29 protein-coding genes are annotated in these 25022 nt (G+C 45.4%); 6 read left to right on the forward strand and 23 right to left on the reverse strand.

Annotated elements, in window-relative coordinates:
* Nucleotides 1–34: 34 nt before the first annotated feature.
* The 4 genes from lysA to V6W81_RS18840 all read right to left on the reverse strand — a co-directional run bounded on the left by lysA (nt 35) and on the right by V6W81_RS18840 (nt 4227).
* A complete protein-coding gene (gene lysA, locus V6W81_RS18825; RefSeq protein WP_338540051.1) occupies nt 35–1366 on the reverse strand; it encodes a diaminopimelate decarboxylase in 1332 nt (443 codons plus the stop codon).
* 101 nt (nt 1367–1467) lie between these two features.
* Nucleotides 1468–3135, reverse strand: a complete 1668-nt coding sequence (locus V6W81_RS18830; RefSeq protein ID WP_338540052.1) for a spore germination protein — start codon at nt 3133–3135, stop codon at nt 1468–1470.
* 26 nt (nt 3136–3161) lie between these two features.
* Nucleotides 3162–3584, reverse strand: a complete 423-nt coding sequence (locus V6W81_RS18835; protein WP_145408359.1) for a stage V sporulation protein AB — start codon at nt 3582–3584, stop codon at nt 3162–3164.
* The gene (locus tag V6W81_RS18840; RefSeq protein WP_145045250.1) at nt 3571–4227 is read right to left on the reverse strand and encodes a stage V sporulation protein AA; all 657 of its coding nucleotides are present in this window, start codon (nt 4225–4227) and stop codon (nt 3571–3573) included. Before V6W81_RS18840 ends, V6W81_RS18835 begins: the two co-directional genes overlap by 14 nt.
* A gap of 149 nt (nt 4228–4376) precedes the next feature.
* Here V6W81_RS18840 and V6W81_RS18845 point away from each other — a divergent pair, with 149 nt between their 5' ends.
* Nucleotides 4377–4502, forward strand: coding sequence for a hypothetical protein (locus tag V6W81_RS18845; RefSeq protein WP_338540053.1), 126 nt, complete (start codon nt 4377–4379; stop codon nt 4500–4502).
* A 447-nt stretch (nt 4503–4949) separates the two neighbouring features.
* On the opposite strand, the gene V6W81_RS18850 is transcribed toward V6W81_RS18845, so the two are convergent.
* On the reverse strand, nt 4950–5864 hold the full coding sequence (locus tag V6W81_RS18850) for an AraC family transcriptional regulator (protein ID WP_338540054.1): 915 nt from the start codon (nt 5862–5864) through the stop codon (nt 4950–4952).
* A 115-nt stretch (nt 5865–5979) separates the two neighbouring features.
* On the opposite strand from V6W81_RS18850, the gene V6W81_RS18855 reads away from it, so the two are divergent.
* On the forward strand, nt 5980–6921 hold the full coding sequence (locus V6W81_RS18855; protein ID WP_338540055.1) for an EamA family transporter: 942 nt from the start codon (nt 5980–5982) through the stop codon (nt 6919–6921).
* A 98-nt stretch (nt 6922–7019) separates the two neighbouring features.
* Here the strand turns inward: V6W81_RS18855 and sigF are convergent, their stop codons facing one another.
* The 11 genes from sigF to V6W81_RS18910 all read right to left on the reverse strand — a co-directional run bounded on the left by sigF (nt 7020) and on the right by V6W81_RS18910 (nt 15806).
* Nucleotides 7020–7775 (reverse strand): RNA polymerase sporulation sigma factor SigF, encoded by a 756-nt coding sequence (sigF, locus tag V6W81_RS18860; protein ID WP_056696605.1) that lies wholly within the window; start codon nt 7773–7775, stop codon nt 7020–7022.
* An 11-nt stretch (nt 7776–7786) separates the two neighbouring features.
* A complete protein-coding gene (gene spoIIAB, locus V6W81_RS18865) occupies nt 7787–8242 on the reverse strand; it encodes an anti-sigma F factor (RefSeq protein ID WP_056696603.1) in 456 nt (151 codons plus the stop codon).
* Nucleotides 8239–8592 carry an anti-sigma F factor antagonist gene (gene spoIIAA, locus V6W81_RS18870; RefSeq protein ID WP_036663380.1) on the reverse strand — a complete coding sequence of 118 codons (354 nt, stop codon included), beginning with the start codon at nt 8590–8592 and terminating at the stop codon, nt 8239–8241. Before spoIIAA ends, spoIIAB begins: the two co-directional genes overlap by 4 nt.
* Nucleotides 8593–8734: 142 nt before the next feature.
* Nucleotides 8735–9910, reverse strand: coding sequence for a D-alanyl-D-alanine carboxypeptidase family protein (locus tag V6W81_RS18875; RefSeq protein WP_430700893.1), 1176 nt, complete (start codon nt 9908–9910; stop codon nt 8735–8737).
* Between the two features lie 300 nt (nt 9911–10210).
* On the reverse strand, nt 10211–11035 hold the full coding sequence (locus tag V6W81_RS18880; RefSeq protein ID WP_145045258.1) for a purine-nucleoside phosphorylase: 825 nt from the start codon (nt 11033–11035) through the stop codon (nt 10211–10213).
* 174 nt (nt 11036–11209) lie between these two features.
* The gene (locus V6W81_RS18885) at nt 11210–12100 is read right to left on the reverse strand and encodes a tyrosine recombinase (RefSeq protein WP_239287199.1); all 891 of its coding nucleotides are present in this window, start codon (nt 12098–12100) and stop codon (nt 11210–11212) included.
* A 73-nt stretch (nt 12101–12173) separates the two neighbouring features.
* Complete coding sequence (locus V6W81_RS18890) at nt 12174–12416, reverse strand: DUF4227 family protein (protein ID WP_056696595.1); 243 nt, start codon at nt 12414–12416, stop codon at nt 12174–12176.
* 210 nt (nt 12417–12626) lie between these two features.
* The gene (locus V6W81_RS18895) at nt 12627–13094 is read right to left on the reverse strand and encodes a Fur family transcriptional regulator (protein WP_024630961.1); all 468 of its coding nucleotides are present in this window, start codon (nt 13092–13094) and stop codon (nt 12627–12629) included.
* 108 nt (nt 13095–13202) lie between these two features.
* Nucleotides 13203–13832 (reverse strand): stage II sporulation protein M, encoded by a 630-nt coding sequence (gene spoIIM / locus V6W81_RS18900; RefSeq protein WP_056696594.1) that lies wholly within the window; start codon nt 13830–13832, stop codon nt 13203–13205.
* A gap of 163 nt (nt 13833–13995) precedes the next feature.
* A complete protein-coding gene (locus V6W81_RS18905) occupies nt 13996–15219 on the reverse strand; it encodes an endonuclease Q family protein (RefSeq protein ID WP_338540056.1) in 1224 nt (407 codons plus the stop codon).
* A gap of 2 nt (nt 15220–15221) precedes the next feature.
* Nucleotides 15222–15806 carry an NUDIX hydrolase gene (locus tag V6W81_RS18910; protein WP_338540057.1) on the reverse strand — a complete coding sequence of 195 codons (585 nt, stop codon included), beginning with the start codon at nt 15804–15806 and terminating at the stop codon, nt 15222–15224.
* A 140-nt stretch (nt 15807–15946) separates the two neighbouring features.
* Between V6W81_RS18910 and V6W81_RS18915 the strand changes: the two genes are divergently transcribed.
* Nucleotides 15947–16081 carry a Z-ring formation inhibitor MciZ gene (locus V6W81_RS18915; protein ID WP_338540058.1) on the forward strand — a complete coding sequence of 45 codons (135 nt, stop codon included), beginning with the start codon at nt 15947–15949 and terminating at the stop codon, nt 16079–16081.
* A 117-nt stretch (nt 16082–16198) separates the two neighbouring features.
* On the opposite strand, the gene V6W81_RS18920 is transcribed toward V6W81_RS18915, so the two are convergent.
* Nucleotides 16199–17335, reverse strand: coding sequence for a M20/M25/M40 family metallo-hydrolase (locus V6W81_RS18920; protein WP_145045268.1), 1137 nt, complete (start codon nt 17333–17335; stop codon nt 16199–16201).
* 82 nt (nt 17336–17417) lie between these two features.
* Here V6W81_RS18920 and prli42 point away from each other — a divergent pair, with 82 nt between their 5' ends.
* Nucleotides 17418–17519, forward strand: a complete 102-nt coding sequence (gene prli42 / locus V6W81_RS18925) for a stressosome-associated protein Prli42 (protein ID WP_128102605.1) — start codon at nt 17418–17420, stop codon at nt 17517–17519.
* 25 nt (nt 17520–17544) lie between these two features.
* Here prli42 and lipB read toward each other — a convergent pair whose 3' ends face one another.
* The 5 genes from lipB to lpdA form a co-directional block, all read right to left on the reverse strand.
* Complete coding sequence (gene lipB / locus V6W81_RS18930; RefSeq protein ID WP_056696587.1) at nt 17545–18252, reverse strand: lipoyl(octanoyl) transferase LipB; 708 nt, start codon at nt 18250–18252, stop codon at nt 17545–17547.
* A 171-nt stretch (nt 18253–18423) separates the two neighbouring features.
* Entirely contained in the window at nt 18424–19881 is a 1458-nt protein-coding gene (locus V6W81_RS18935; RefSeq protein ID WP_338540059.1) for a dihydrolipoamide acetyltransferase family protein, read from the reverse strand.
* Nucleotides 19882–20057: 176 nt separating this feature from the next.
* Nucleotides 20058–21044, reverse strand: coding sequence for an alpha-ketoacid dehydrogenase subunit beta (locus tag V6W81_RS18940; RefSeq protein ID WP_056696583.1), 987 nt, complete (start codon nt 21042–21044; stop codon nt 20058–20060).
* 2 nt (nt 21045–21046) lie between these two features.
* A complete protein-coding gene (locus V6W81_RS18945; protein ID WP_145045271.1) occupies nt 21047–22075 on the reverse strand; it encodes a thiamine pyrophosphate-dependent dehydrogenase E1 component subunit alpha in 1029 nt (342 codons plus the stop codon).
* Between the two features lie 138 nt (nt 22076–22213).
* Nucleotides 22214–23638, reverse strand: coding sequence for a dihydrolipoyl dehydrogenase (lpdA, locus tag V6W81_RS18950; protein ID WP_338540060.1), 1425 nt, complete (start codon nt 23636–23638; stop codon nt 22214–22216).
* A gap of 245 nt (nt 23639–23883) precedes the next feature.
* Between lpdA and V6W81_RS18955 the strand changes: the two genes are divergently transcribed.
* Both V6W81_RS18955 and V6W81_RS18960 read left to right on the forward strand, forming a co-directional pair.
* The gene (locus tag V6W81_RS18955) at nt 23884–24201 is read left to right on the forward strand and encodes a DUF2627 domain-containing protein (RefSeq protein ID WP_056696578.1); all 318 of its coding nucleotides are present in this window, start codon (nt 23884–23886) and stop codon (nt 24199–24201) included.
* 150 nt (nt 24202–24351) lie between these two features.
* Nucleotides 24352–24699 (forward strand): potassium channel family protein, encoded by a 348-nt coding sequence (locus V6W81_RS18960; protein ID WP_056696576.1) that lies wholly within the window; start codon nt 24352–24354, stop codon nt 24697–24699.
* An 8-nt stretch (nt 24700–24707) separates the two neighbouring features.
* Here the strand turns inward: V6W81_RS18960 and V6W81_RS18965 are convergent, their stop codons facing one another.
* The gene (locus tag V6W81_RS18965; RefSeq protein WP_145045275.1) at nt 24708–24920 is read right to left on the reverse strand and encodes a hypothetical protein; all 213 of its coding nucleotides are present in this window, start codon (nt 24918–24920) and stop codon (nt 24708–24710) included.
* Between the last annotated feature and the right edge of the window lie 102 nt (nt 24921–25022).

A 25022-nucleotide genomic window follows, 5' to 3' on the forward strand; every position in this document is an offset into this window, starting at 1 on the left:
GCTATTGCACATGCCACCCACGCATCTATGAAGATTAACGAGTTACCGGCTGTTTAGCGATACGCTCAGGTACCAAGTCATTCTGAATGATGTCCTGATATGTCTCACGACGAACGACTACATCACCTTGACCGTCTTTAACAAATACAACCGCTGGACGACGAATCCGGTTGTAGTTACTCGCCATGGAATAGTTGTATGCCCCTGTGCACGCAACGGCAAGCAAGTCACCGCTTTGTACTTTTGGCAAATCCAGATCCCAGATCAACATGTCGCCACTCTCGCAGCATTTACCCGCAACTGAAACGGTCTCTTGAACGGCTTCGTTGGCACGGTTTGCAAGCACCGCTTCATACTTGGACTCATACAGCGCAGGACGAGGGTTATCTGTCATTCCACCATCTACAGCAACGTATTTACGTACGCCTGGGATGTCTTTGCTCGTACCCACTGTGTAAAGTGTAGTTCCCGCTTCACCAACGATACTGCGACCTGGCTCAACCCAGATCTCAGGTACAGCATAGCCGATGGTAGCAAAATGATTTTTAACCGCATCTGTAATAGCCTTCACGTATTGTGAAACTTCAAGCGGCGTATCTCCATCGATATAACGGATTCCGAATCCTCCGCCAAGGTTAACCACTTTGAATGCAACATTTAGGCGCTCATACACACTTGCCGCAAATTCAGCAACACGCTGAACAGCCATCTGGAACCCTTCAACCTCAAAGATTTGGGAACCAATGTGAGAGTGAACGCCGAGCAGAACCAGGTTCGGTTGTTTGGAAGCCAGTTCGATTGCCTCGAATGCCGTTCCGTTACCGATATCAAAACCGAATTTCGAATCAGTCTGACCTGTAGAAATATATTCATGTGTATGTGCCTCAACACCAGGCGTTACGCGCAGCAAGATGTTAACTTTGCGGTTTTTGTCCGCAGCCACAGCTTGCAACAAGTGAAGTTCATTAAAGTTATCTACTACGAAGCAACCGATCTCTGCATCCAGTGCCATCTCGATTTCTTCCAGCGTTTTGTTGTTACCGTGGAAGTGAATACGATCAGCAGGGAATCCTGCTTGCAATGCTGTGAACAACTCACCATCAGATACAACGTCTAGTGAAAGTCCTTCTTCTGCAGCCAAAGCACACATCGCCATTACGCAGAATGCTTTACTTGCGTAAGCCACTTGGAAACCCAGACCCGAAGCGCGGAATGCATCCATATACTCTCTGCAACGATCACGCACTAATTGCTCGTCCACCACATACAGCGGTGTACCAAACTGTTCTTTCAAATCTGTTGCGTCTACTCCACCAATTTCTAGATGTCCTTGTGCATTTATTTTACTTGTACCATGTAAATACATAATCTGCATTCCTCACTTTATATACTGGAATTTTATCTATTCCAATGATTTTACACCAGTATACCAAATTAGGCATCAAGAAGAATGGATTTTTCAGCAGATCATTTGTGTTTTTTACTTTTTCGTGATTCTCCGTCTGGATCATCAGGCATTTTGGTATTATCACGAGTTTTGTTGAACGATGGACGTTTTTTACTTTCAAGCAATGGTAATCGGAATAAAAAGTTTCCAAGCGCCTTTGCATTAAACGGTATGAACGGCCACAGATAAGATGAATTGTAGGAACGATGGATTGTCAGCGCAATGACTAATAAGGTGGTACCGATCACGAATCCGGGTACTTTGAAAATAGCCACCGCAATCAGAAGGAACAGCCGTACCAGCCTGTTGGCTAGTCCAAGTTCATAACTAGGCGTTGCAAACATTCCTATCGCAGCAATAGCCATGTAGAGCACAACCTCATTAACAAAATATCCTGTTTTGACGGCAATATCCCCGACAAGTATAGCTGCTATTAAACCCATCGCTGAGGCAAGCGGTGTAGGTGTATGCACCGCTGCCATCCGTAAGAGATCGACACCGAGTTCTATCAGCAGAAACTGAAGAATAAGTGGAAGTTTAACATTCTCCTGTGGGCCGATAAAATCAAACCCCATCGGTTTAATGGCAGGATCAATCACCATGAGAAGCCACAACGGAAGCACAAACAGCGAGATTAGAATACCTGCGAACCGTACCCAACGTAGGTAGGTTCCCATGAAAGCCGTTTGCCTGTTTTCTTCCGCATGCTCGCAGAGATCAAAAAAGGTTGTTGGTAGGATCATCACACTTGGTGAGGTATCTACAAAAATAACAACTCTGCCTTCAAGCAGATGAGATGCTGTAACATCAGGTCTTTCCGAATATCGGACGAGCGGAAATGGGTTCCACCCTTTGTTGATAATCGCTTCCTCCAACTGCTTATCGGCCGCGGGAATACCATCGATATCGACCCGTTTTATTTTTTCACGAACAGAATCCACTTGAACCTTATCCACGATATCATCAATGTAGACTACACATACATCCGTTTGCGTTCTACGACCCACTTGCATGAGCTCGAACTTTAATCCAGGGTCACGAATTCTCCGTCGAACTAAGGCCACATTGGTCAAAAGCGTCTCTGTAAATCCATCTCTCGATCCCCTTACCACCCGCTCTAAAGAAGGTTCTTCAGGTGATCGAACCGGGTAACTCCGTGTGTCCATGATAAGCACGGAGCGATCTCCTTCAACAAACATCGCGCTCATACCCATAAGAACCTTTTTAATTACAGCGCTCATGCTATCTACTTTTTCCACCTGAATATGAGGAATGTAGCATTCAAAGTAAGATTTCAGCGCATGTTCCGACACTTGATCCGGAGTGAGATAGGTTAATCTTTTTAACACTTCAAGTAAAATCTCATCTTTGGCAAACCCAGTCAGTAGCAGTATCCCAACATGCTTGCCTCCCAGAACCATTTCCCGCAGATCTACGTCGAAGGACTCTCCGAGCCCCAAAATTTGTTTCAGTGTATTCTTGTTGTCGCTCATTCGTGGAGAGATTTCATCATTTTCCTGCCAGTAATGCACGGATTCTTCCACGCTGTCAGACATCTCATTTTGCTTTTTCTCTTGATAAGCCTTCTCTTCTTCTTCCTTCTGAATCTCATACGGTGACTTATTCAATAACTCTTCGGGTACTCCCTCATCATGTTCCTGTTCACCGTGATCTGATCTCACATCCATGTCCATCCTCCTTCAACCATTGCTCTCTAACGCTGGTATACAAAAAAATCGAATAACGAACCCGTCATCTTACCCAGAATCATGGCAAGCAGCAATCCAAAAAGATACGGCTTCATTCCTAACCTTTTGGCAAGTACAGGCAATACGTTTAATACTTCCGTCAGCGCTGCCGCAAGTAAGCCGATAAACACACCGCAGAACAGCCCAACGATTGGACTAAGCAACAGCACCCCATGTACTTTCCAGTGCCAGAAATCTGCAACCGTGCCTACTAACGAGCCTCCGATAAGTGCACCTTCATACCAATGTGTTTTGTCATAGGATTGAGTCAATTGAGCCAGCCGTGGAATCATATCTAGTACTAAGATAAGCGCGATCACGCCACTTCCTACTGCGATTCCTCCAGCAATGCCGAGTACGATGCTAATCGCTCCATTAAGAACGCTCATCTGCACTCATCTCCCCATGTTTCTGGTCATGCATACGCTCGTTTTCCTGAATAACGACATACTGGTCGACATTTTGCTGATATAAAAACATTTCCACTTCAAGAGGTGTCGGTTCTTCATTCCACTTCTTCTTGAATAAATGATTGAAGAACACAGCCATACCAAATCCAATCCCGATGGAATACGCCACCTGAAATAAATAGGGATGCTCATCTCGGCGGCCTGTAATCATCTCCACAATTCGAATTTGAACTTCCTGCATACTCACGTCCGCGTGAAAATTCATAATGGTTAATGCTGAGCCAAAAAAAAGCAGCAGCCACACCAGAATAAACAACGATTTGGACGGTTTGCCATTTCCCTCAACGACCTCAACCAGCGTATGTCCCGAGCCGATCAACTCGACACTGACATCGGGAAGCACACCTCGGATCTGAGGAATAATCTGCAGAATATCAATGAGAATCAGATTGCCATCTTCCGGTCCAGGGCGCAGCAGTTCAAGCTCAATCAGCCTTCGCTCCTGTTCTTCTGAAGAGGTCAGCACATGGGCGATATCCCGAAGCCTGACTTCTTTTCCCCGCTGGATGCGGACGCGGCTGCGCAAACGAATGTAGACCGTTGGAGTGGGTGTCAGGGACATCCGATACACTCCTTTACTGCGTAATTTAGGTAGGACGTATCTTAAAACTCACTTCCTTCGGAGTTCCAGATACGCCCTAGTATTTGAAGAATGTGCAAATTTATTACATGGAGGTTGGAAAAAGATTGGGACTGTGCAGGAGCTGCGGGATGGATTGGTTGCCGGTCGCTGTTCTGAGAAGGCTGGATGAGATACTCGCGGGCGTTCCAGTGGCAGACCAACCTTCCGATCGCTGTTGTCTCCAAATTCTTATCATTGTATTTCTAATCGGTTAGAAATTCGGAGACAAAGGCGAGCGCTTCGCTTCTTCAGGTTTTTCCTGCCACCTCCACTGCTTGTGTATCAGAGTAAAACCTTCGCGCTCCGCTCCTCTAACCAATTCCATCCCTCCGCTGCATCAGCTCCCCTTTGTCCAAACGCTTGAAAGAAATTTGCTGGGTGGGGGTATGGTCGAAAGGATATGGAATGTGAAGCGCTGAGGGATGAGTAAATGCCGGCCGCTGTTCTGAGAAGGCTCGATGAGATACTCGCGGTCGTTCCAGTGACAGAGCAACCTTCCGATCGCTGTTGACTAAAAATAAAAAAAGTCACCCTATTGGTGACGAAATTTAGAATGATTATATTTTTTGGTGTAAACGAAGGCTGTATGAGTATGAGCCGTAAAGCTGTGGAAGGAAGAGTACTACCATTAAAAATGAATCTGGGGCTTATGCTCATTATTCTTAGTTATTCACCTCTACTCGTCTCTTTATCGCCATCTCCCTTCTGAATTTCAAAGGGGTTGTGTTCATTATTTTGCCGAATTGATTAATGTAATAGCTTGTGCTGTTAAATCCAACCTGATATGCGATCTCAGTTATACTCATTTCAGGAAGCTGAAGTAATTCTAGACTCTTCCGAATACGATAATCCATCACATAATGAATCGGCGTTGTTCGTAATATTTGTTTAAAATAACGACAGGTCTCTGAGCGACTCAGTTGCCCTGCCTTTGCAATATCCTCTAACTTGACCGGTTCAGCATAATGTAAATGAATCCATTCCAGCATACCTTTCATGCGCCGATTGCGTGTAATCTCGTTTGGATCGTACTCCAGTAAGCATCCGTTTGAAATAAACTGTTTCCATATGGTGAGTAGTTGAGCAGAGATATCTAATTCATAATGCACAGGTTGATTCCGCAGGTTCTGCTTAATAGCTTGAATGGCTTCAAGGATCTTCACTCCCCAGCTCTGATCTCCTCGGATTAACAGATAGGGCACATTGGTCGCCGTAACATAAGGGTGTACAAATTTCATATATAGCTCTGCCGGCAGAATAAATTGCGGACTAAGATTCAAACAGATATATTTGCACACATTCCCCTCTCCAATGTCCTCCGCCATATGCATGGAACCACTATTGATAAATATTCCATTGCCTTCGGGCACACTAATCTCCTCCTGATTTACTCGAAAGAGTGCCTCCCCCTGCATTACAAAAACAAACTGTAGTTCATCATGCCAGTGAAGCGGTATATAACCATGTACATTATGAATAATTGTCGTTTCATAACAAGCAATCGGCAACGAAACGGTACGATGCTCCGTCAGTTCCTTCAGATTTTGATCGATGTGGAATTCCATTTTGTCTACCATGTTTATCATACGCCCTCAATATATTTATATTTATCTATTCAATAATGATATTAATATCTAATATTACATCCTAATATAACACTATTCTTATATTTTAGGACGAAGGTGTTATTACATGAGTAAACGATCATTTGCACATTTTAATTCCAGAAAAAGAGGGTTGTTGTTGGTTTTGACCGGAGCGATCTGTTGGGGAGTTGGCGGAACCGTGTCACAAAAGCTGTTTCAGCATTACGGCATTGAGGTCAACTGGTTTGTTACTGTTCGATTGTTCATTGCAGGCATTCTGCTTCTAACCGTTCAATATTTCAGACCTAAGCGCTCACAGATTCTAGAAGTATGGAGAAACAAAGTAACAGCCTTTCAGTTAATCATTTTTGGTTTGTTTGGCATGCTTGCTGTGCAATATACGTACATGGCCTCTATCCAACATGGTAACTCTGCTGTTGCTACATTATTGCAATATCTGTCCCCTGTTATAATCATGCTTTACCTGATCTGGCGCAAACAAGCCGTACTGGACTCCAAAGATCTATTATCTATTATTCTAGCTTTAGGCGGCTGTTATCTCTTGTTAACTAATGGTTCCATTTCCCAGTTGTCTGTACCCTTCATCGCTATCATTTGGGGGCTTTTATCTGGTGTTTCCGCTGCCTTTTATACATTGTATGCTGCGAAATTAATACGACAGTTCGATTCCCTGGTAATCGTCGGTTGGGCCATGATAATAGGTGGAACTGCACTTAGTTTCATTCATCCACCTTGGAAATTTGAATTCACGAGCGTGCCCCTCGAAGCGTACGGATATCTATTATTTACTATTATTTTCGGTACCATGATCGCTTTCTGGTTTTACGTCGAAAGTTTGCAAAGTCTCTCTGCTAAAGAAACCAGCTTACTGGGAAGTGCAGAACCACTAGCTGCGGTTGCCACAACGGTCATTTGGCTTCAGGAACCCTTTGGACTATTTCAATGGTTAGGCACGGCATGTATTATTGGTCTCATTTTATTAATGCAATTGAGTCGCCAAAAGGATCTTACCATCAACGACAAATAACCTTCTACGCAAATTGTAGCGCGAAAGAAGGTTGTTAGTTGTCGTATCTTGGTGATAAACCGCAGATCTCATCACCATGTAGCTCATTCAATCACCAATCACTGTGCGATCTGGTCGCGGATGGATTGTAGAATTTTTTTCTCCAGACGGGATACCTGAACTTGTGATATTCCAAGTCTGCTGGCAACCTCAGACTGTGTCTGATCCCGGTAATACCGAAGGTATACGATAAGCCGTTCTCGTTCACTCAGACCACCGATAGCTTCGTTCAATGCCAGTTTGTCAAACCAACGTTCCTGTGACTCGTCAGCAATCTGATCCATTAGCGTAATCGGATCACCATCGTTCTCGAACACCGTCTCATGGATCGACGTAGGCGGTTTATTGGCTTCTTGAGCAAATACAACTTCCTCTGGGGTTACCCCCAGTTGTTCAGCTACTTCCTTAATCGTTGGCAGACGATCAAGATGTTTGGACAATTCATCTCTTTTTTTGCGAACTTTATTCGCCATCTCCTTAAGTGAGCGACTGACCTTAAGTGTGCCGTCGTCCCGCAGGAAACGCTGGATTTCTCCGATTATCATCGGTACAGCGTAGGTCGAAAATTTCACATCATAGCTGAGATCGAATTTGTCCACCGACTTGAGCAGTCCGATACAGCCGATTTGGAACAGATCCTCCGGTTCATAACCTCTGTTCATAAAACGCTGTACGACAGACCAGACAAGTCTGATGTTGCAGTTTACCAGCGTGTCTCGCGCATCATGGTCACCCGATTGACTGAGCGCAATCAATCGTTTGACCTCGGCATCATCCAAATAGGTCTGTGAAGATGGTTTCACTTCAGCATCCATAAGACCAACCCCTAATTATACAATGCTTTCTTGGATTCAATCCTTTTCTTCATCTTGATGGAGGTGCCTCTGCCGGGCTCACTGCTGACTTCGAATTCATCCATGAAGTTTTCCATAATGGTAAAGCCCATACCCGAGCGCTCAAGTTCGGGTTTGGATGTATATAGCGGCTGCTTGGCAAGCTCCAGGTCTTCAATACCTTCGCCACGATCTTCCACGATGATCGTAATCATGTCTTCACGAATCTCCGCCTGAATGGATACAACCCCTTCTGGGTTATTGTTATACCCATGAATGATACTGTTGGTTACCGCTTCGGAAATAACCGTCTTCAGATCGCTGAGCTCGTCCATCGTAGGATCAAGCTGCGAGATAAAGGCCGCAACCGTTACACGCGCGAACGATTCGTTCTCCGACTTGGCCGCGAATTGCAGATTCATGAAATTTCTCCCTGTTCCTTCATTCATGAGACGACCTCCAGACCCGAGAGAGCAGTTCCCTCATTTTCGTAAATCGGCATAATCTTGAACAAACCCGACATCTCCAGCAAACGGTACACTGGCGGATTAACATCACATACAACCATCTTACCGCCTTTATTCTTAATGAGCTTATATCTTCCCAAAATGACACCCAAGCCTGAGCTGTCCATAAATTGCAGATCCTTCAGGCTGAGCACCAAGTGCTCGCATTGTCTCCGCTGGATCGCTTCATCCATCTGCATCCGTACCATATCCGCAGTGTGATGATCCAGTTCTCCCGATAGTCGCACAATCAGAATCCCACGGTGATGTTCCATTTCCACATGCAAGTTCACGTTTGCTCACTCTCCTCCCTGTCTTGAACAAGGATTTCTACGTTGCCCAAAGCATTTCCTGCACCCCGACAAAACTAGAAGAAAACCCCTAATTAACTACAAAATACGTTCAAGGATGCAGGTAGCACACGTAAATTGACGCTTAATCAAAAAGATTGGAAGTGGTGCGTTTGAATAGCTTCCACCAGCCGGCTTTGTTTACATCCTGAGGAGCCTGAATGTCGAACTCCTTAATAACCTCATCACCCTGATAAACCACGAGCTTACCTACACTTTGACCTGCTTTAATCGGTGCTTTTAATTCTTTTGTCATCAACAATTCATGTCGAATATCGTTCGACTTGGCACCTTTGCGCATGAGCACACTATAATTTTGCGTAGCGTTCAGTGGCAATTCGGCAACCTCGCCTTTTTCAACTTTCAGACTACCGAGCAGATCGCCTGCTTTGTATAAAGGTTTCATCGTGTATTGACTAAAGGCATAGTCGAACATGGAGGAAACCTCAGCATTACGTGTTTTCGTGTTTGGTTCTCCCAGCACAACAGCAACTGTACGCAATCCATCCTTCATCGCTGTTGCTGATAAACAGAATTTAGCTTCCGAAGTGTAACCTGTTTTCAAACCATCTGCACCTGTGTAGAAACGGACGAGCTTATTAGTATTCACTAACCAGAAAGGCTTCTCCGTATCTTTCCGGAGGTAGTCCTGATATGCGCCAGTATATTTGGTAATGCCCGAATGTTTCAATAATTCCCGACTCATGAGCGCAATATCATGTGCCGACGAATAATGATTATCAACCGGGAGCCCATTACAATTGGCAAAATGGGTATCCTTCATGCCCAGTTCTTTCGCACGTTCGTTCATCATCTGTACAAAAGCTTCCTCAGAGCCGGCAATTTTCTCAGCCATAGCTACAGATGCATCATTTCCTGAGGCCATAGCGATCCCTTTGAGCATGTCGTCTACCGTCATCTCTTCACCGGGTTCAAGGAAGATCTGTGATCCACCCATAGAAGCAGCATACTCACTTGTTCTCACTTTGTCGGTCAGCTTCAACTTACCTGAATCAATCGCTTCAATCGTTAAAAGCATGGTCATAATCTTCGTAATACTTGCCGGAGGCAGTTGATCATGACTGTTTTTCTCGTAGATTACAGTTCCTGTGTCTGCATCCATCAATATTGCTGAACGTGCTGAAGGCGCCAAATCCGTTCCACCTGTTGGGGTAGGTTTTTCTTCAGCAAGTGCTGTGGATGCCATCAGAGACAGCAAAATACAAAGGGTCATGAACGATGCCATTATACGTTTCTTCACGATCGGTAACCTCCTCAAATGACTTGCTTAATGCATTTCCATGCATGTACTGCTAATCATTGTCGGCTCGTTTACAGTAAATTATTCCATGTAAAGCATGATTTCCCGAAACTTTTTTTGTAAAATGTATCGTCGAACAAAAACGCAAAAAACATGCCCCTACTCACTGAATGTGATAGAGGCATGTCTCTTCAAGATGCGATAGTATCCTATGGAGCTGTATGTCTAGGAAGGAACTATCCTTCTCGTCTTCAGTAGCCCAGTTATATAGTTAGATGACTAACTCGGCTCTGTAAACTATTACATTTGAGGAATAACAGCTACAACCAGGGCGAGGAAAGACTCACGCACCCGCTCTGTTGTCTCCATAACCTCATCATGGGAGAGCGGTTGATCCAGAATACCCGCTGCCATGTTGCTGATACAAGAGATACCCAGAACTTCCAAACCTGCATGGCGAGCCACAATGACTTCAGACACCGTGGACATACCAACAGCATCTGCACCCAGAGTACGGAGCATAACAATCTCAGCTGGTGTCTCATAGTTTGGACCGAGCAGACCTGCATAGACGCCTTCACGTACGTTGAAGCCTTGGGATGCTGCAGTATCTTTCGCCAACGCACGCAAGCGGCGGCTATAAGCTTCAGACAGATCCGGGAACCGCACACCCAGTGCTGGATCATTAGGACCGATGAGTGGGTTTTTGCCTGTAAGATTCAGATGATCAGAGATCAACATCAAGTCACCTGGTTCGTACGATGTGTTTACTCCACCTGCTGCGTTCGTTACAAGTACCGATGTAACTCCAAGTTCCTTCATCACACGAACCGGAAAAGCAGTAAGCTCTGGACCGTAGCCCTCATACATATGGAAACGTCCTTTCATCATAACAACAGGACGGCCTTTGATTGTTCCAACCAGCAGCTCACCCTCATGTCCTTCTACCGTAGATACAGGGAAATGGGGGATGTCTTGATAAGCGATACTCACACCATCTTCAATGAGTTCAGCCAAAATGCCAAGACCTGAGCCAAGAATCAAGCCTACTTCAGGCTTAACGGGGCTTTTGCTTTGAATATAAGATGCTGCTTCCAAAATCATTTGTTGAGTTAATGCTGTCATTACGATGTTCCTCCTTGAGTTGAAACGATCCGTTCATGTATGCAGATCAGCTCCAGGCTAGTCCCACTAGACGGAAGCATATGCTTATGTATACGGCGTTTAGTGTATTCAATTTATTCTATCCTAAATAGGCAACATGTTCTGCATTTTTTTGCAAAAACATTCACGTCCAACCTATTTAGCCCGTGGATGATGTGTTTCGTAGATTTCCTTCATCGTTTTACGACCATGATTACCATACTGCTGACCTGGCTGTTCAACATGACCTAGCATGTCCTGAACGGCTCTTGTGTCAGCTCCGCTAGCAATAAGGTGAGCAGCAAACGAATGCCTTAACGTATGTGGCGTAATTTCGCCTGGGATTCCTGCATCCACCGCAGCTTTTTTGAGCAATTTCCAGAATCCTTGGCGTGTCAGACGTCTCCCCGAGACATTGACAAAGAGCGCCTGCTCGTCCGAACTTGCTTTGAGCAATCGGCTGCGTTTCTCATCCAGATACACATCGATCCAATGGGCTGCAGGAGCACCAATCGGAAGAATCCGTTCTTTCCCTGCCCCCCCGCAACGAATAAACTTCATACTCGGCTGAACATCTCGGACATCCAGTGCAATCAATTCTGAGACACGAATGCCTGTGGCATACAGTAGCTCCAGCATCGCACGATCTCGAATTCCTTGGGGTGAACGCGTATCCGGTGCATTAAGCAGCAATTCAATCTCATCAATGGTCAATACTTGAGGCGGGGTTTTATCTGCCTTAGGAGCCTCCACATCAAATGTAGGGTCTTGAAGGATATCTCCCCTGCGCATTAGAAAATGAAAGTAGGAACGTAAGGATACAATACTCCGAGCAATCGTAGCATTAGCGCGTCCGGATTGCTTTAACTTACCTACAAATAAAATAACGTGTGTACGCCGCACCTGACCGGCATCACGTATATCATACTCTTTCTCTGCAAATTCGATGAACTTGTCCACATCGCGAAGATACGACTCCAGTGTGCTGCTTGACATCCCTTTGTCTTCTTCCAAGTAAATGGCATAGGCGTGTATCGTCTGTTTCATGTACAACGCTCCTCATCTCCAGAACTGCCCCGCGTGCAGCCTGTTACCGTATTTGCATTCCTAGATGCTCCAACTACTCTCCATACCAGTAAAACAAACGTAGCCGTTCGGCAAGTGAAGGTCGCCCTTCCCCATGAACTGTCCAATCCGTTTCCTGAAATACTTTGACCGCATTACCTGAAGGAATCTGATACTGATCTACAGGTGAGATCCAGCCGTTGAACAGATCCAGAACATTATAGAACAAATAAACTAATGCTGAAAAAAAGATTATAAAACGAATAAAACGGAGCCCTCTCCGTAGTGATATGATCATCGTTTGTCCGCCTCCTAAGTCTCGATCCTAGCCCCAGTTCTACGAAGCTGGAACCTCGTTCCCTGCACCATATCATGGGCAGAGAAGCGTCTACAGACAAGGTATGAGGACAAACACAAGAATATGACATTGGGTAAAGCTCACATCAGATCCGGTACCAAAAAAGCTCTCCCGTCAAAACCGCCGGTGAGAGCTTGAAGATATGTTATGTTATTCTTCATCTTTGGGTTTCTGGTCATTTTTTGCTTTGCAACGATAACAAATCCCATGGAAATCCAATCGGTGGTCTACCACCGAAAAGTTAAATTCTCGCTCCAGTCGCTCTTCAAGCGGCCCAAGCCAGTCTTCGCGTATTTCATCCATACTGCCACATTGAACACAGATTAAGTGATGATGATGATGCTTGGACGTATCTCCGCGCAAATCATAACGGGCTACGCCGTCGCCGAAGTTGATTTTCTCTACAACATGCAGCTCACTTAGTAGTTCGAGGGTACGGTACACGGTTGCCAGACCGATTTCGGGAGCCTTTTCTTTAACGAGCATGAATACGTCTTCTGCGCTCAGATGATCTTCTTCATTCTCAAGAAGTACTCTTACGGTGGCTTCCCGCTGGGGCGTTAATTTGTATCCTTGGGACTGTAGTTGCTGCTTAATTTTATCGATCCGTGCTTCCATTTTCTCCCTCCCCCTAGGAAATCACTGCACACTGCAACTTAACCCACTTCTTTCATTATAGGGGGAGTGTATAATTAAAGTCAACAATTTACACTTTACTGCCTGAACCTATGCAGGTAGTAACATTGGCGTGACCCAGCGCATCATCGCTGGTGTGACCCAAGTTTCAAAAGAAGCTACCCCGAGCAGCAGTGCCGCCATAGCTAAAGTTAACAATACATACGATGCAAAAGGTCTTTGACCACCTGGAGTACGTTGCATCAAAACCCGATTCCGAATGATATATAAGGAAAAAGTTATCGCAGATACACTGCAGATTAATAGCACGGGAATGACGAATAGATTGTGCGGAGCAACGGAAACAAGTGCAAACAGCAGCCCTTTCCATGAATATTGTCCAACAAGATATCCGACAGTAAATCCGATCAGCACACCCTTTAGAAAATCCAGTACAAGTATGCCTGGTAGGCCTATAACGGACAAACCAAGGATCCAGATTAGACCGACCCATTTCAGATGTAGTATAGCAATTTCCCAGTAGGTGCCCGTCTCTACAACCTGTCCCCCATGCTGCACTGTCATGAAGAAGTTTCCTAGGTATCCTTCCAAATCCTGACGCTGCTCTAAGGACAACGCATTAACCATCAACGCCCCGAAGATAACACCTACCAGGAATAGAACCGCCACAAATACATATAACGAGGTTTGACCTTTGAATATAAAGGTGGAAGATCGCACAGACACAAGTCTCCTTTCCGGTTGTCACGCTGCTGAATTTCGAACTGAAACCCACACAGTCATTCTATGAACCGGAAAGAGAACGTATGACATCTTGTCCAGAATAGGTGTTATATACATTTAAGAGGCTGATTCATTTTATTGTAAACGATTTCTAGCTCCATTAGTGATCTACACGGTCGTTCCCAGCAACTTTACCATAAGTTCCACCGCCACCAGAGGACAGAGCTAACTGACCATTTCTTGCTGCAACGATCATAGACGCCATCACAGGGCCAACAACAGTGGCAAGTTCGTCTTCGCTCGTACGATGCAGCACATTCATCTCTGTGCCAAATCGTTCAAGTAATTGACGTAGCTTCGCTTTTCCAAGACCCGGAATAAACTCTAACGGCACCTGATAATGATAGGCAGGTCTACTGTCAGGTACCTCTGGATTATCTCGATCAGCTATCGCAAGAATTCGGTCAAGTACACCCTGAACAAGCTTGGTACTGTCACAATGTGGACAACGTTCTGCCGATAACGCCTGCTCGTCCAAGATACGTCCACATGCCGAACAATACGTTCGATGATACTTGCCAAGCCTAGGGTTCAATCCATAATTAGCTGTTATTCCCCTACCACCCTCGTTTTGCAGTGCCATCCGAAATTCATCAAAAGAAGGCGTCGCTAGTGTTAATTCATTGTATTCTCTACCAATCTTACCTAGGGAATGGGCATCTGAATTCGTCAAAAAAGGAACGCGATCCAGCTCCCGAATATAACTTGCCATCGTAGAGTCTGAGCTTAATCCAAGTTCAACGGCATCAATAAGACTCGTATCAAGCACATCAGCCATCCGTGGTGCTGTACTGCCATAGATACCTTTATGCGGGGTAAATGCATGCGCAGGCACAATAAGTCCTCCACGAGCCTTAATTTCCGACTGTATCTCCATTGTTGGCACGTATACACGCTGTGAACTTAAATTCACATTTTTCATATAACGCTGCATAAATGCAGTAAACGACTTCATCGACGCTAAATCTCGAAAATAAGCAAGCAAATGAAACTCCCGCATGCCTGGCTCCCGCAGTTCAATCTCTGTGCCGAGCAAAATAGTGGTGTCCTGGTAAGCGATCCCTCCACCTTCCAGCTCAGACATTGTGCCGTCCTCCAGTAACTGCTCAATATCCATCTGCACAACAGGTGAATGAGAATCAATAACGCCAAGCAACTGGATACCTTTGCGATCCGATGCTTCACGAGCAATGTTTTCAAACGTCAGATCCCGACTTCCACTAATCTTTACAGCTTCACCACGGGACGTTCGCCCAATATGAATGTGCAAGTCTGCATAACATGGCTCCCACAGATTACGTACGTCTTGCTGCTGATCATTCATCGTTATAACCGTCCCGTTGTTCTGTACAGATCCCATGCGTACACCGCTAACATCGTTTTGGCATCACTAATCCGATTTTGATCCATTAAAGCGTAAGCCTCTTCCAGCGTAATTTCACTAACCTCTAAAAATTCATCCTCATCCAGAGCCATATCTCCGGCTTCCAATTCTTCAGCAATATACAAATGTATGATCTCGTCTGCGAATCCTGGCGATGTGTAAAAAGAGCGCACAAGACGAAGTGACTTAGCCACATACCCTGTCTCCTCGCGTAACTCACGCGCAGCTGCAACTTCTGGCTCCTCCCCTGGATCAAGCTTGCCTGCTGGAATCTCCACTTCGGTTCGTCCCATAGCTTGCCGGTATTGATCTACGACCAACATCCGATCCCCATTCAATGCAAGCACAGCTACAGCTCCTGGGTGGCGAACGATCTCTCGGGTTGCTGTCTGTCCATTGGGCAACTTCACCGTATCCACCTGAAGTGTAATCACTTTCCCTTCAAAAATGGGCTGTGTTGATACTGTTTCTTCGTCTAATTTAGGATTGGCTGGATGTGATTGATGTTTAGAATGCGTAGGATTCATGGTTGTCAACTCCGCTTCTTTGATTTTAATTTTGTCCTCTGTAGTTCACATAAGAATATGGATGTATAAATCTTCGATTTTGGGCATATGGTGAGCGTATAGAGCAAGCTAGCCTATTATGATCAATCAGGGGGATACCAATGAACAGTTATCTGACGCCGCGATCCGTGCATTTGGTTGGACAAGCAAAACAAGTGCAACTTATCCTTAGACAGTGGTTGCGTGAATGGGGTCCAGATGCCAAACTAACTGACCTTCTTGCCGGTCGCAAATAAGTTCTAATCCATATGCATGAAATATAACATGATTTTGCAAAAAGTCCGAATCCGGTACATAACCCGTTTTCGGACTTTTCACTACAACTACAACATCAATTTATTCTCTAGGCTCTCCTACTTCGTACTCGTCGATGCTGTTTCCTGAATAATAGCAACAACAATTTCGGACAATTTCGCAATATCCTGCGCACGAATGCGTTCTTTCGTCGTATGAATATCCTCATATCCCACGGCGAGGTTCGCAGTAGGGATATTGAAACCGTTGAAGATATTGGCATCACTACCGCCACCAGAAGGGAATGTGCTCGTCTCAAGGCCTACGCTGCGAATGGCACGCTGTGCAAGCTGAACGACCTCATGCTCATCATGGAATCCAAAGGCAGGATATAGAATCTCACTGCGGAATTCAGCCGTTGCTCCATATTTGCGACATGTTGTCTCCAGCGCTTCACGCATCTGTGAAACTTGCAATTCTACTTTCTCTTGAACAATACTACGCGCTTCTGCTTCAATCTGAACAAAATCACATACCACATTCAAGGCAGAACCGCCTTGGAATTTCCCGATATTCGCGGTTGTCTCATCATCAATACGTCCAAGCTTCATTGCAGCAATCGCTTTGGCAGCTACCTGAATTGCACTAATACCGTCTTCCGGATTCACACCAGCGTGTGCAGACTTACCATAAATATTCATTTGAATCTCGGCTCTTGCGGGTGCAGCAACACAGATCGTACCGACTGCTCCATTGGAATCGAGTGCATATCCGAACTCAGCTTGGATATCATCAGGATTCATGGCACGTGCTCCAACCAGTCCTGACTCTTCGCCAACTGTGATAACAAACTGAATCTTACCATGCGGCACGTTGTTCTCCTGAATCGCGCGAATGGCTTCAAACAGTGCCGCAATGCCGGCCTTGTCGTCTGCACCAAGAATCGTTGTTCCATCACTGCGAATCCAGCCGTCTTCACCCAGTTCAGGCTTAATGCCTTGCCCAGGTGTTACAGTATCCATATGGCAAGTGAAAAACATCGGGGTTACCCCTTCAGTTCCTTCTGCTTCCCATGTAACAACGAGATTACCGGCACCATGCCCCGTTTTCTCCATTGTATTGTCCTCATATACGCTGAGACCAAGAGCCGCGAACTGTTCTTTTAACACCTTAGAGATGTTATGTTCGTTCTTAGTCTCACTATCGATCTGTACAAGTTCCATAAAATGATCTACGACACGCTTTTGATTAATCATAGGACTTTCCTCCCTTACGTGGATACGGTACAATAACATTACTGTGGTTTTTTATTTCTTGGTTGAAAGGAGTTCGCTCATCATGCAAAGAAAAAAATGGTTTCGCATCATTGTCTACATCATGCTAATCGCCATGGTTGGCTCCACCCTATTCATTGCTCTCGAACCATTACTATTTGGTTAAAACATGAAGTCTTGAACTGTCTCCATTACAGACGGTGAAGGGCTTCTTTTTCTGAGATCCAATTCATCTCATACGAGAACAGCCTGCTGAAATAGGGAACGATATCTTGTGCAACCCGTTGTATCTCGTAGGTTTGTCCTGTCATATCCTCTAGTGAGGTCACCCCATATTGCTCAATGCCGCAAGGGACAATGCCTTGGAATCCTTCATGCTGAATCCCTGACGTAACATTAAAAGCAAACCCGTGGCTTGTTACGAAACCTCTCCTCGTCTTACAACGATTGAACTTTACACCGATCGCGGCAATCTTCATATCCCCGATCCAGACTCCTGTGTACCCTTCTTTGCGTCCTGCATCAACGCCTTGATCTGCCAAATAATCAATGATGACCTGTTCTAGCCTGCGCAGATAGGCATGTAAATCGAGATCTTCATCTCGTCCGAGCACAAGCAAAGGATAACCCACAAGCTGACCAGGGCCATGATAAGTAATATCACCGCCGCGGTCAATTTGAAACACGGAGATTCCTTGCTCTCGTAATTGCTCCTCACTTAAAAGTAGATGCTCAGGATGATTTTGAGAACCAATTGTATACGTAGGTGGATGCTGAAGCAAAAGTAGTTGTTCCACCCCTACGCCTTCATCAAGTTGCTGCACAATCGCTTTTTGCCGGTTCCAAGCCTCTTCATAATCAAGCATTGGTATGTATGCCACATCCATAGGCTTGTTCATGATCTCCCACACCCTTTTCCTTCAATGTGCAATGTATTCATGAGCGCCCAACCATATACAGCGGGAAAAGTGCACGGCCTACGGCCATACACTTATCCATAACCCTTCATTTCACATCTAACATCGATGTTTCTATTCGGAATATTTAGTTACAGCATCATCAACAAAAACTTAATAAACTTTGGTCTCCATGTTATAACCTTCAAGATTCTCTTTGACCCGTTGCAAGAATCGCCCACTGATTACACCATCCAGAATACGATGATCTAGGGACAGACAGAGATTCGCCATGGAGCGAACTGCAATCATATCGTTAATAACGACTGGTTTTTTGACAATAGATTCAAATGTCAGAATAGCCGCTTGTGGATAATTGATGATCGGTTGAGATAGGATTGAACCAAACGAGCCGGTATTGTTCACTGTGAACGTTCCACCTTGCATATGATCAAGTTTCAACGTTCCTTCTCGGGTTTTCCGTGCTAAGTCATCAATCTCACGAGCCAGACCCGCGATATTACGCTGATCTGCATGTTTAATTACAGGCGTTAAGACCGAATCTTCTGTACCCACAGCCATAGATAGGTTAATGTCGCGTTTCACAATAATTTTATCGACGGCCCAAACAGAATTCATAATTGGGTAGTCCTTAATTGCATTTACGACACCTTTCATCATGAATGATAAGTACGTCAGATTGATGCCTTCTTTGCGCTTGAACTCATCCTTGAGTTTGTTACGCAGCATAACCAGATTAGTAACGTCTACCTCAATCATGGTCCAAGCATGAGGGATTTCCGATACACTTTGCCGCATATTACGAGCGATTGCATTTCGTACAGGGGTAACATCAATAAAGTATTCCGATCTTCCCTGTCCGCCGCCTTCCACTTCAATTTGCGGAATTTTCGGACTCTCGGTCAGATGAATGCCCGAATGTCTGACTGGAATGCCAGCATCAGCAGCCGGAACAGCTGCACCTGAAGCAGCATTAGAGACTTGTGCATCATTCCGATTCAGTCCGCTAAACGGTGACGGCGAAGCAGCTGATACCCCAGCGGAAGCATTCTGCCCAGTCGATGGTGTAGCCAGCGTAGATGCTCCTTGTCCGCCTTGTGCAATGACTGCCAGTACGTCTTTACGTGTAATACGTCCACCCGTGCCTGTACCTTGGATACTCTGTAAATTCAAACCGTGCTCCGCTGCCAGTGTTTGTACTGCTGGAGAATAGCGGTTACGCATCGGCTGATTCGGATCATGTGCAATTGCACCGCCAGCATTTGTACTTGCCGATTGAACCGAAGCTTGTTGTTCACGAGCTGGCTCTTGATGTAGACCCTGCGAAGCCTGCATCTCTTGTGTTGCCACGTCTTGTTCAGATGCTTCAACTTGCATACGGCAAATGACTTCACCTACAGCAATAGTCGTGCCTTCCTCTACGAGAAGATCACCCATGATTCCATCAACAGTCGATGGAATCTCAGCATTAACTTTATCCGTAATGACTTCACAGATCGGTTCGTACTGCTCCACTTGATCACCCGGTTTTTTCAACCATTTCGCTATGGTAGCCGAGACCAGCGATTCCGCCAGTTGTGGCATAATGACCTCGATCCATTTCATACTCATTGGTTTTATCACTCCAAACTTTACATTTAACCTCATATGGAAATTGTAGCATAACACGAACTTTGGAAGCAGTTATACTTCAGAACAATTTCATACAACGTTCTTGAAAAACAAATCTATACGTTCATGTTCAGAGAGATTGTTATTCAGTACCTTCAAACAACCTCTCTAGACCTTTAATACTCGGCGAGTGTGCGCATAGCTTCCTTCGCTTTATCCTTGCTCAGCATATAAAACTTCTCCAAGGTTGGGCTGATTGGCATAGCTGGCACATCTGGACCGCATAAGCGCTGAATCGGAGCGTCCAGTTCAAACAAGCACTCTTCGCTAATTATGGCAGCAACTTCGGCACCAACGCCGCCCGTTTTGTTATCTTCGTGTACAATCAGTACTTTGCCCGTCAACCTTGCGGATGCAATAATGGCTTCACGATCAAGCGGTTGTAATGTACGCAAGTCAAGAACGTGTGCTGTAATACCTTCTTCACGTTCCAGTTCTTCCGCAGCCTGCATAACGAAGTGCAACGGTTGACTGTATCCGATCACGGTAATATCCGCACCTTCGCGAAGTACATTGGCTTTGCCGATTGGAACGATGTAATCATCTTCTGGTACATCTTCCTTGATCAGTTTGTAACATTTTTTGTTCTCAAAAAAGAGCACAGGATCCGGATCACGAACAGCCGCCTTAAGCAGTCCTTTGGCATCATATGCCGAATAAGGAGCTACAATTTTCAATCCTGGTGTACCAAAAAAGATCGATTCTGGACATTGGGAGTGATACAGTCCGCCAAAAATACCGCCGCCAATTGGTGCACGGATGACAATAGGACAACTCCAGTCATTGTTAGAGCGATAGCGGATTTTGGCCGCTTCACTGATGATCTGGTTCGTTGCCGGTAACATGAAATCCGAATATTGCATCTCAGCAATCGGCTTCATGCCATACATTGCCGCACCAATGGCTACACCAGCAATTGCCGACTCAGACAACGGTGTGTCCATGACTCGCATGTCGCCAAACTGTTCTTGTAGTCCTTTGGTCGTTGTGAACACGCCGCCTTTGACTCCAACGTCTTCCCCGAGCACAAATACATTCTCGTCTCGCTCCATCTCTTCCTTCATCGCAAGACGGATTGCATCAATATATTCCATAACCGCCATGTTTACCGTCCCCCTTCTTCGCTGTCCGCATATACGTGCGTCAGAGTATCCTCAGGTTTTGGATATGGCGCGTTGTCTGCATATTCAGTCGCTTCTTTCATTTCCAGCGCGAGCTGGGAAGCCAGATCCGCATCCCGGGCTTCATCCCAGATGCCGCAATCGATCAAATAGTTTTTCATGCGTGGGACGCCGTCTTTTTTCCAGTTCTCATCAACTTCTTCCTTCGTTCGGTAAGCCAAATCGTTATCAGAAGTAGAATGCGGTGACAAACGGTACATCATCGCTTCAATAAGGGTAGGGCCTTCGCCAGCGATTGCACGACGACGTGCTTCCTTCACAGCTGCATATACTTCTAATGCATCGTTACCATCCACACGAATACCTGGGAAGCCATAACCCAACGCACGATCCGAAACTTTACCACTAAGCTGCTTGTGAATCGGTACCGAAATGGCATATTGGTTGTTCTCACACATGATAATTACAGGTAACTTATGCACACCTGCAAAGTTAGCACCCTCATGGAAGTCTCCCTGGTTACTTGATCCTTCACCAAAGGTAACAAAAGAAACAAATTCCTGCTTCTTCATTTTGGCTGCAAGTGCGAAGCCTACGGCATGAGGAACCTGCGTTGTCACTGGGCTGGAGCCTGTAACAATCCGTAGCTTCTTGTGACCAAAGTGTCCTGGCATCTGCCGGCCGCCACTGTTCGGATCCTCTGCTTTGGCAAAGGCAGACAACATTAACTCACGCGGAGTCATGCCTACTGCCAGTACGAATCCGTAATCACGGTAATAAGGTAAATAATAATCGTTATTCCGATCCAAGCCAAAAGCAGCACCCACTTGTGCAGCTTCCTGTCCTACACCAGATACGTGAAAGTTAATTTTGCCGGCTCGCTGAAGCAACAAGCAACGCTCGTCGAACTTTCGTGCAAGCAGCATATATTTGTACATGTCTAATACTTCTCCATCGCTAAGTCCAAGCTGTTGATGCCGGTGAACCGCGTCTGCAGTACCTTGTGAACTCATATGAGGTACCTCCTTTTAATCAGAGCCTATGCCAGTCTTACAACCCGATCTTATAACCTGGTACTAAGACTTGGCTTAACCTTATTATAATCCCTTTTGCCCAAAAAAGGAAAGGACCTTTCTCATAACTCATCTAAGTTACATGCCAATGGCTTTTCCATCTACCGCCAGCATCGCTTCCCCCATAATCTCCGACAACGTCGGGTGAGGGTGGATCGTCTGTCCAACTTCCCATGGTGTAGCATCAAGCATTTGTGCCAAAGAAGCCTCGGCAATAAGTTCCGTCACATGGGTTCCAATCATATGTACACCCAATATATCATTCGTTTTGACGTCAGCAATCACCTTCACGAAACCATCCCGGCTACCTTGTACGAGTGATTTACCAATGGCTTGAAACGGAAACTTACCTGTCTTCACTTCATATCCACGCTCTTTCGCCTCAGTCTCCGTAAATCCGATGCTTGCCGCCTCAGGACGTGTATAGACACAGCGTGGTATCCGGTGAGATTCTACTGCGTGAACCTGCTCGCCCGCGATATGATTCACAGCGAGGATGCCTTCATGACTTGCGGCATGTGCCAGTTGCAATCCACCGATACAGTCACCAATCGCATAGATATGTCCTTCGCCAGTTTGCAGGTGCTTGTTCACCGCAATGAATCCTCGCTCCAACTTGATATCCGTGTTCTCCAGTCCAATATTTTCAACATTCGCCTGTCTTCCTACAGATACGAGCATTTTCTCTGCTGTTAATGTCTCTTGTTTGTTATTTCCCAGCTCAACATCGATCTGGATCCCGTCCTTCTGTGCGATATACGTTTCTGTCAGAATCTTGCTTCCTGTGAGGAAACGAACACCACGTTTGCCGAGCAACCGTTGCATTTCCTTCGCCACGTCTTCATCCTCTGCTGGAAGTACATGTTCCGCCGCTTCCACCACCGTGATTTCAACACCAAAGTCATTCAGCATTGAAGCCCATTCTAGTCCGATTACGCCGCCACCTACAATAATGAGGGAAGCAGGAAGCTCATCCATCCGCAATGCCTCGTCACTACTCATAATGTACTGACCATCCGGCTCTAGACCAGGCAATACACGTGGACGGGAACCTGTAGCAATAATAAGGTTAGTCGGTACAACAGTGTCCATTTCACCATCTTCAAACTCGACAGCAACCGCTCCACTTTGCGGGGAGAAGATGGATGGCCCGATTACGCGTCCATTGGCGTGTACAACTTGAATTTTATTTTTTTTCATTAAATACTGAACACCTTGATGTAATTGCTCAACGATCGCATCTTTACGTGCCTGCACTTTCGGGAATACAAGCGTTGACCCAGTTGTTTCTATGCCATAGGTTTCGCTCTCTTGAATTTCAGCGTATACTTCCGCACTTCGGAGTAATGCCTTGCTAGGAACACAGCCACGATGCAGGCAGGTTCCTCCAAGCTTGTCCTTTTCAATAATCACGACTTGCTTACCAAGTTGAGCCGCTCGAATGGCAGCTACATATCCCCCGGTTCCTCCTCCAAGAATGGCAACATCACATGTAATAGGCATCTTATCTGTTCTCCTCTATGGTTATAATAATTTCGATCATGTTGTATGAGTAATAATACAATTCCGATAAATCTTTCTTATGTTGTAGCTATAATCCGCTATACTCCATTGTACTCTCCTTCACCTAGCAACTCAAAGTTTACCCTTAACGCCATGGACAGCTCAACGAAACCAAGCTATGATGGAATTAGACATCACCTGTAAGCGCAACCTTTATTTAACGTCGATATAAGGCAGAAAGGGTTATGATGATGAATACAAGGCTTGTCTTTGCGCGTTTCTTGGCTATTATGGTTCTGGTTATACCCGGATTGATGGCGATGAAGGGTTTTCTAATGATGAAAGATGCGCTTTTCCTCTTTTACGCCGAGCACGGTAATGAGCAGATCTCACCAGGATTCCAGTGGCTGTCCTTTGGCGGCGGACTTGTCCTATTTGCAGCAGGTATGAGCTTTCTCGGAGGCTGGATTCTGTTTCGTGACCGCAAGAGAAATTATGTAGGCCCTCGTTTTCGTTCCAAAAGCACACCTGAAGCGACTGAGACGCCCGGAGGGACTTCATAAGTCCGGGCTTTTTGTCTGTGTATTTACATATAGCAAAATCGATTTTATAGTACGTTATGAAATGGACTTAGCCACTTACATTCGTATTTAGGCCACTGGGATCGCCAGGAGACCCTGTTTCACATTTAATACAGATAGGATGAAATAAACGTGATTTCTTTTTTACTTACACTCAAACGACTGCTGAAAGGAATTTTTCACGCTTTTAAAGACTCGCAGTTTATCGCTCTATTCACACTGACATTGGCTACCTTACTTTCAGGCACTATATTTTACAGCCGTGTAGAGGGTTTACACTGGATAGATGCGCTCTACTTCTGCGCCGTAACTTTAACCACGGTAGGACATCCTGAATTCGTGCCTTCCACAGGCTTCAGTAAAGCGTTCACCGTAATCTACATGTTTGCAGGTATTGGTCTTACCTTCGCCATGATTGCCAAAATTACAGCAGGTATTCTATTTCCTCGCAAAAAGAAGACAGAAGAGAACCCGGAGTAGTCTCCGGGTTATTCGTATAACGCATCCCTAAGTTTTGTCGACATGCGTGATTCTTTGGAAGAGGATTTAAGAATTGTACGGCGCAAAGCTACATTGCTCGTCTGCAGTTTCTCTACTTCTGACAATAAATCAGCAATGAAGACCTGCGTTGTCTCATCCAATACGGCTTGTTCCTTCAAGCGATCATATCTCGCCTGTAACTCAGTTAAAACTTCACTCAATTGTAACACCTCTCTCTTTCGTTGCTGGATGGTGACCTGCCGTCGCCAACCACTTCACATTCCATATAGTAACACAAAGCTGTTAGGATTAGTTCTGGCTCT

The sequence above is a fragment of the Paenibacillus tundrae genome, assembly GCF_036884255.1.
Classification (GTDB): domain Bacteria; phylum Bacillota; class Bacilli; order Paenibacillales; family Paenibacillaceae; genus Paenibacillus.